The 5,935-nt window shown below is 68.1% G+C and carries 6 protein-coding genes and 2 pseudogenes; 6 read left to right on the top strand and 2 right to left on the bottom strand.

Going from position 1 to position 5,935, the window contains the following annotated elements:
• Window positions 1-163: pseudogene (locus tag FFS27_RS33810) on the top strand (hypothetical protein); the annotation flags it as partial.
• On the opposite strand, the gene FFS27_RS27035 reads toward FFS27_RS33810, so the two are convergent.
• A complete protein-coding gene (locus FFS27_RS27035; protein ID WP_003103823.1) occupies window positions 164-1,153 on the bottom strand; it encodes an NAD-dependent epimerase/dehydratase family protein in 990 nt (329 codons plus the stop codon).
• A gap of 184 nt (window positions 1,154-1,337) precedes the next feature.
• On the opposite strand from FFS27_RS27035, the gene FFS27_RS27030 reads away from it, so the two are divergent.
• The gene (locus FFS27_RS27030) at window positions 1,338-2,396 is read left to right on the top strand and encodes a saccharopine dehydrogenase family protein (RefSeq protein ID WP_023101550.1); all 1,059 of its coding nucleotides are present in this window, start codon (window positions 1,338-1,340) and stop codon (window positions 2,394-2,396) included.
• Here FFS27_RS27030 and FFS27_RS27025 read toward each other — a convergent pair whose 3' ends face one another.
• Window positions 2,397-3,299 carry a LysR family transcriptional regulator ArgP gene (locus FFS27_RS27025; protein ID WP_073656334.1) on the bottom strand — a complete coding sequence of 301 codons (903 nt, stop codon included), beginning with the start codon at window positions 3,297-3,299 and terminating at the stop codon, window positions 2,397-2,399.
• Window positions 3,300-3,396: 97 nt separating this feature from the next.
• Here FFS27_RS27025 and FFS27_RS27020 point away from each other — a divergent pair, with 97 nt between their 5' ends.
• The 4 genes and pseudogenes from FFS27_RS27020 to FFS27_RS27005 form a co-directional block, all read left to right on the top strand.
• The gene (locus tag FFS27_RS27020; protein WP_015503518.1) at window positions 3,397-3,798 is read left to right on the top strand and encodes an ACT domain-containing protein; all 402 of its coding nucleotides are present in this window, start codon (window positions 3,397-3,399) and stop codon (window positions 3,796-3,798) included.
• A gap of 1 nt (window position 3,799) precedes the next feature.
• Window positions 3,800-4,402: a LysE/ArgO family amino acid transporter gene (locus tag FFS27_RS27015; protein WP_003094003.1), complete on the top strand. Its 603-nt coding sequence runs from the start codon at window positions 3,800-3,802 to the stop codon at window positions 4,400-4,402.
• Window positions 4,403-4,748: 346 nt separating this feature from the next.
• Window positions 4,749-5,330 carry a superoxide dismutase [Fe] gene (gene sodB / locus FFS27_RS27010; protein WP_003094005.1) on the top strand — a complete coding sequence of 194 codons (582 nt, stop codon included), beginning with the start codon at window positions 4,749-4,751 and terminating at the stop codon, window positions 5,328-5,330.
• Window positions 5,331-5,510: 180 nt separating this feature from the next.
• Window positions 5,511-5,935, top strand: a pseudogene (locus tag FFS27_RS27005) (GGDEF-domain containing protein); the annotation flags it as partial.

Below are 5,935 nucleotides of genomic sequence, written 5' to 3'. Positions count from 1 at the left end.
GGCCAGTGTCTGCAGCTTGCCGTCCAGTTGCGCGACCAGTTGCGCCGCGCTGCTGGGACAGCGCCTCGGTAGGCTCAGTGGGGTCGCGCTGCCGCCGGCGGAACCTTCCCTGTTGCCCGCGCAGGCGCCGAGCCGACAATACGCCGGCCCGCTACGCGGCTGATCAGAGTCCCTGGGCGCGCCACCAGGCGCAGAACTCGTCGAGCGCGGTCCACAGGCTGACCCGCGGGTCGTAGTCGAGGTATTCGCGGGCGCGGTTGATGTCCAGGGTGAAGTTCTTCGCCATCACCGCCATGCCCAGGCGGAACAGCACCGGCTCCGGACGCCCCGGCAGGATCCGGCAGACGCCTTCGTTGAGCGCCGCCAGGCCATAGCCGACGGCATACGGCAGGTGACCGCCGACCGGCGGCAGGTCGAGCTGGCGCATCACGTAGTTGACCGCATCCCAGAACGGTACCGGCTGCCCGTTGCTGATGTTGTAGACCTTGCCCAGCGCCGGCTCGCCGGCCAGCAGGCAACTGAACAGCGCGTCGTTGAGATTGTGCACGCTGGTGAAGTCGACCCGGTTCAGGCCGTTGCCGAGGATCCGCAGACGTCCCTTGCGGTGGGCCTGGATCATTCGCGGGAAGATGCTGGTGTCGCCGGCGCCGACCACGAAGCGCGGACGCAGTGCCAACACTTCCAGGCCCAGGTCGCGGGCGCTGAGCACCAGTTGCTCGGCCTGGTACTTGGTCGCCCCGTAATGGTCGGAAAAACGCCGGGGTACGTACTCTTCGTTCAGGTCCAGGTGGTCGCGCCCGTCGAAATAGATCGACGGCGACGACAGATGCACCAGGCGCCGCACCTTTTGCCGCATGCAGGCCTCGACGACGCTCTCGGCAAGCCCGACGTTGGCCGCCAGGAAGCGTTCGCGCGGTCCCCAGACTCCGACCGCGCCGGCACAATGCACCACCGCCTCGACATCCTCGCAGAGGCGCAGGACCAGCGCCGGGTCGGCGAGGTCGCCGGGAACGAACTCGGCGCCCCGCGCCACCAGATGCTCCACCGCGTCCGCACGACGACCGCTGACCCGTACCGACAGGCCCTGCTCCAGGGCGAAGCGAGCGAAACGCCCGCCGATGAAGCCCGTCGCCCCCGTTACCAGAATCCGCATTGCGTTTCTCCCGTTGTCCTTCTTGTGCCGCGACTCTAGCAACCCGGAGCCGCGCCACCACTGGCACAGCATGCCAGAACAACGACCTTGCGGGCCGCCGGCACGACTTGCGTTGGGCGACAGAAGCGGCGCTGCGCGCTACAAGGTCTAACCTGAAAGCCACCTGCACGCTGGGAGACGCACCATGGCCAGTCACTGGATGATCTACGGCGCCAACGGCTACACCGGTCGGCTGGTCGCCGAACAGGCGCAGCGCGAGGGCCTGACGCCGCTCCTCGGCGGACGCAACCCGGCCGCCCTGCACGCGCTCGGCAGCCAGCTCGGGCTGGAGTGCCGGGTCTTCGACCTGGGGGATCCGCAGGCCTGCCGCGAAGCCCTGGACCAAGTGAAGGTGGTGGCCCATTGCACCGGTCCGTTCTCCGCCACCAGCACGCCGATGATCGCCGCCTGCCGTGCCGCCGGCACCCACTACGTGGATATCACTGGAGAGATCGCGGTGTTCGAGCAGGCCCACGCCGGCGACGCCGAGGCCCGCGAGGCCGGCATCGTGGTCTGCCCGGGCGTGGGCTTCGATGTGATCCCCACCGATTGCCTGGCCGCCTGCCTGAAGGAGGCGCTGCCGGACGCGCAACGGCTGGCGCTGGGCTTCGACACCGGCAGCGGGCTTTCGACGGGAACCGCGAAGACCAGCGTCGAAGGCCTCAAGTTCGGCGGCAAGATCCGCGAGAATGGCCGCCTGCGCGACGTGCCGCTGGGCTATAAGCGCCGCGACATCGATTTCGGCCGCGGCCTGCGGCACGCCGTGACGATTCCCTGGGGCGACGTGGCCACCGCCTACTACAGCACCGGCATCCCGGACATCGAGGTCTACCTGCCGGCGCCGCCGCTGCTGGCCCTGGGCATGCGCCTGATCGACCCGCTGCGTCCGCTGCTCGGTCGGCAACGGGTCCAGGACTGGCTCAAGGGGCAGGTCGACAAACGCATCGCCGGTCCCGACCAGGCGGCCCGCGAGCGCCTGCGCACCTGGGTCTGGGGCGAGGCGCGCAACGCCCGCGGCGAACGCCGCACGGCGCGCCTGGAGACGGCCAACGTGTACGACCTGACCCTGCACGGCGTGCTCCTGGCAGTGCGCCACCTGCTGGACTACCAGGGTCCCGGCGGCTACTTCACGCCATCGCGGTTGCTCGGCGCGCGCTGCGTCGAATCGTTGCCCGGCTCCGGACGAATCACCGTCATCGGTTGATCAGCCTGCCACCCGCACCAAGCCGTCGCCGGCGCGGGCGAGCAGGTGCTCGGTGAGCGACGCGAGCAGTTCGCCGCCGTTGCGCCAGTAGTGCCAGTACAACGGTACGTCGATGACCTGGCCAGGCAGCAGCTCGACCAGTTCGCCGCGCGCCAGCTCGCCTTGCACCTGGCGCTCCGGCACCAGGCCCCAGCCGAGACCGCCGGCGGTGAGGCGGACGAAACCTTCCGAGGATGGGCAGAGGTGGTGGATGAAACCGCCCTCGACGCCGAGGTCCTTGAGAAAGCGGTGTTGCAGCAGGTCGTCCGGGCCGAACACGATCGCCGGCACGCCGGCCAGGGCGGCCGCCTCGACCCCGCGGGGAAAGTGCCGGGCAATGAAATCCGGGCTGGCCAGGCCGCGATAACGCATGGCTCCGAGCAGCAGCGAACGCGCGCCGGCCACCGGCCGCGCGCTACCGCACACGCAGCCGGCCACTTCGCCCGCGCGCATGCGCTTGAGCCCGACCTCCTGGTCCTCCACCACAAGGTCCAGCAGCACCCGCCGCTCGGCGCAGAAATCGCCCACCGCGGCGGCCCACCAGGTCGCCAGGCTATCGGCGTTGAGAGCGATGCGCAGGCGCTCCGGGGCACCGCCTTCATCCAGGTTCGGCACCCAGCGCTGCAGGTCGCCCTCCAGCAGCCGCACCTGCTGCACATGGTTGAGCAGGCGGCGCCCGAGATCGGTGGGATGCGGCGGCGTCTCGCGCACCAGGACCGGCTGGCCGACCCGCGCCTCGAGCAGCTTGATCCGCTGCGATACCGCCGATTGCGACAGCCCCAGCGCCTGTGCGGCGCGCTCGAAACCGCCCTGCTCCACCACCGCGGCCAGCGCGGCGAGCAACTTGTAGTCGAACAAAATCAGTTTTCCTAATGAGAGATCAGCAGGATTCGTTTTCCTTATAAACCGCCCGCGGCCACACTCGCCAGCACTTTTCCGATTCACCCGACGCGGACCGACCATGGCTGGCGAAACCTCGCTGCGCACCCTGCTGCGCACGCTCACTCCCGAACTCAATCTCGGCGACTATGTGTTCTGTACCTGCGCCGATGGCGCGCTGCCGAACGGCGCCGAGCCGCTCGCCAGCTTCCGCGAGCGCGAGGGCCTGACCCTGGTGCTCGAACGCCGGCAGGCCGAACGCCTGGGCCTGCCCTACGAATACGTGGCGGCCTGGATCACCCTGACGGTGCACTCCTCGCTGGCGGCGGTGGGCCTGACCGCCGCCTTCGCCACGGCGCTGGCCGAAGCCGGGATCAGTTGCAACGTGATGGCCGGCTATTTCCACGACCACCTGTTCGTCGCCCGCGACGAGGGCCGGCGCGCCCTCGCCGTGCTCCAGCGGCTGGCGGCGGAGGCACACTGACATGTGGCAGAGCTATCTCAACGGCATCCTGGTGGCTGCCGGCCTGATCATCGCCATCGGCGCGCAGAATGCCTTCGTCCTCGCGCAGAGCCTGCGCCGCGAGCATCACCTCTCGGTGGCCGCGCTCTGCGTGTTCTGCGACGCGGTGCTGGTCAGCCTCGGCGTGTTCGGCCTGGCCAAGCTGCTGCTGGAAAACCCGACGCTGCTGGCCATCGCCCGCTGGGGCGGGATCGCCTTCCTGACCTGGTATGGGCTCAAGGCGCTGCTTCGCGCGTTGCGCCCGGACGCTCTCGGCAACGCCGCGGAAACCGGGCCACGCTCGCGCAAGGCGGTGCTTCTGGCGGCACTGGCGGTCACCCTGCTCAACCCCCACGTCTATCTCGATACCGTACTTCTGATCGGTTCGCTCGGCGCCCAGCAGGCCGCGCCGGGCGCCTATGCCCTCGGCGCGGCCAGCGCCTCGCTGATGTGGTTCTTCGCCCTCGCCCTCGGCGCGGCGTGGCTGGCCCCCTGGCTGGCGCGCCCGGCCACCTGGCGCCTGCTCGACCTGATGGTGGCGGCCATGATGCTGGGCATGGCCGCGCAACTACTGTTCCGGGGATAACGCGGTTTCCGTCTACCCGAGCGAACCCTCGCGCCGCCAGGCAGTCCAGAGAGAATGCGGCGGTGTTCGCCGGCGAGCTTGCAGAAGCCCGTCGCAGCGCGCCGCCGCCGGCCTTTGCCCCTACAGTTGCTGCGTGGATATGCCCCGACACGGGTGCTATGATCCGGAGTTCGCGGCACTGGGAGCCTAGGCTCCGAGTCGCACCCGGCGCCCTTTCCGGAGCGCTCCGCCGAACGTCCCCCCGGGGATCCAGGACGGGCTCCCGGACAGGCATCGGACCGGCCCCGTGAACCGGTCGCGCGCTAGCCGCGCCAGTCCTGACCTGAGGAAGAATAGGAGAGACACCATGGCTTTCGAATTGCCGCCGCTGCCTTACGAAAAGAACGCCCTTGAGCCGCACATTTCCGCAGAAACCCTGGAATACCACCACGACAAGCACCACAACACCTACGTGGTGAACCTGAACAACCTGATCCCGGGTACCGAGTTCGAAGGCAAGAGCCTCGAAGAGATCGTCAAGAGCTCCTCCGGCGGCATCTTCAACAACGCCGCCCAGGTGTGGAACCACACCTTCTACTGGAACTGCCTGAGCCCGAACGGCGGTGGCCAGCCCACCGGCGCCCTGGCCGACGCCATCAACGCCGCCTTCGGCTCCTTCGACAAGTTCAAGGAAGAGTTCACCAAGACTTCCGTCGGCACCTTCGGTTCCGGCTGGGGCTGGCTGGTGAAGAAGGCCGACGGCTCCCTGGCCCTGGCCAGCACCATCGGTGCCGGCAACCCGCTGACCAGCGGCGACACCCCGCTGCTGACCTGCGACGTGTGGGAACACGCCTACTACATCGACTACCGCAACCTGCGTCCGAAGTACGTCGAGGCGTTCTGGAACCTGGTCAACTGGGACTTCGTAGCGAAGAATTTCGCTGCCTGAGTCTGATCAGAACCACGAAAAAGCCCGGCATTCGCCGGGCTTTTTCGTTTTAATCTGCGGTCCAGGAGCCATCGTCTACCCTCAGGAACTGGTAGACCTTCGCTCGTGATAGCCTCTTGAGGTAAACAAGCTCTTCCTACCGGCTTGTCTTTCGCCCTGGCGACGAACAAGGAAGGCCCCTTGAAACTGGACTCCCGACACAGCCTCTCGCTCAAGCTGCTGCGTGTCGTGCTACTGGCGGCGCTGGCCGTTGGCGTAGTGCTCAGTTGCGCGCAGATCGTCTTCGACGCCTACAAGGCCAAGCAGGCGGTGAGCAGCGACGCCCAACGCATCCTCGCGATGGTCCGCGACCCTTCCACCCAGGCGGTCTACAGCCTCGACCGGGAAATGGCGATGCAGGTCCTCGAAGGCCTGTTCCAGCACGAGGCGGTGCGCCAGGCGAGCATCGGCCATCCCGGCGAGCCGATGCTGGCGGAGAAATCCAGGCCGCTGCTGGACCTGCCGACGCGCTGGCTGACCGACCCGATCCTCGGCCAGGAACGCACCTTCAGCATTCGACTGATCGGCCGCCCGCCCTATAGCGAATACTACGGCTGTCTCATATA

It is taken from the genome of Pseudomonas sp. 2VD (genome assembly GCF_005503585.1).
GTDB classification, from domain to species: domain Bacteria; phylum Pseudomonadota; class Gammaproteobacteria; order Pseudomonadales; family Pseudomonadaceae; genus Pseudomonas; species Pseudomonas aeruginosa.
This window is presented reverse-complemented; position numbering and strand designations above follow the sequence as displayed.

What these genes read in the sequence shown, in the direction of transcription:
- FFS27_RS27015 (WP_003094003.1), top strand. Translation starts at nt 3,800, where the DNA reads ATGTGGCAGAGCTATCTCAACGGCATCCTGGTGGCTGCCGGCCTGATC.
- sodB (WP_003094005.1), top strand. Translation starts at nt 4,749, where the DNA reads ATGGCTTTCGAATTGCCGCCGCTGCCTTACGAAAAGAACGCCCTTGAG.
- FFS27_RS27030 (WP_023101550.1), top strand. Translation starts at nt 1,338, where the DNA reads ATGGCCAGTCACTGGATGATCTACGGCGCCAACGGCTACACCGGTCGG.
- FFS27_RS27020 (WP_015503518.1), top strand. Translation starts at nt 3,397, where the DNA reads ATGGCTGGCGAAACCTCGCTGCGCACCCTGCTGCGCACGCTCACTCCC.
- FFS27_RS27035 (WP_003103823.1), bottom strand. Translation starts at nt 1,153, where the DNA reads ATGCGGATTCTGGTAACGGGGGCGACGGGCTTCATCGGCGGGCGTTTC.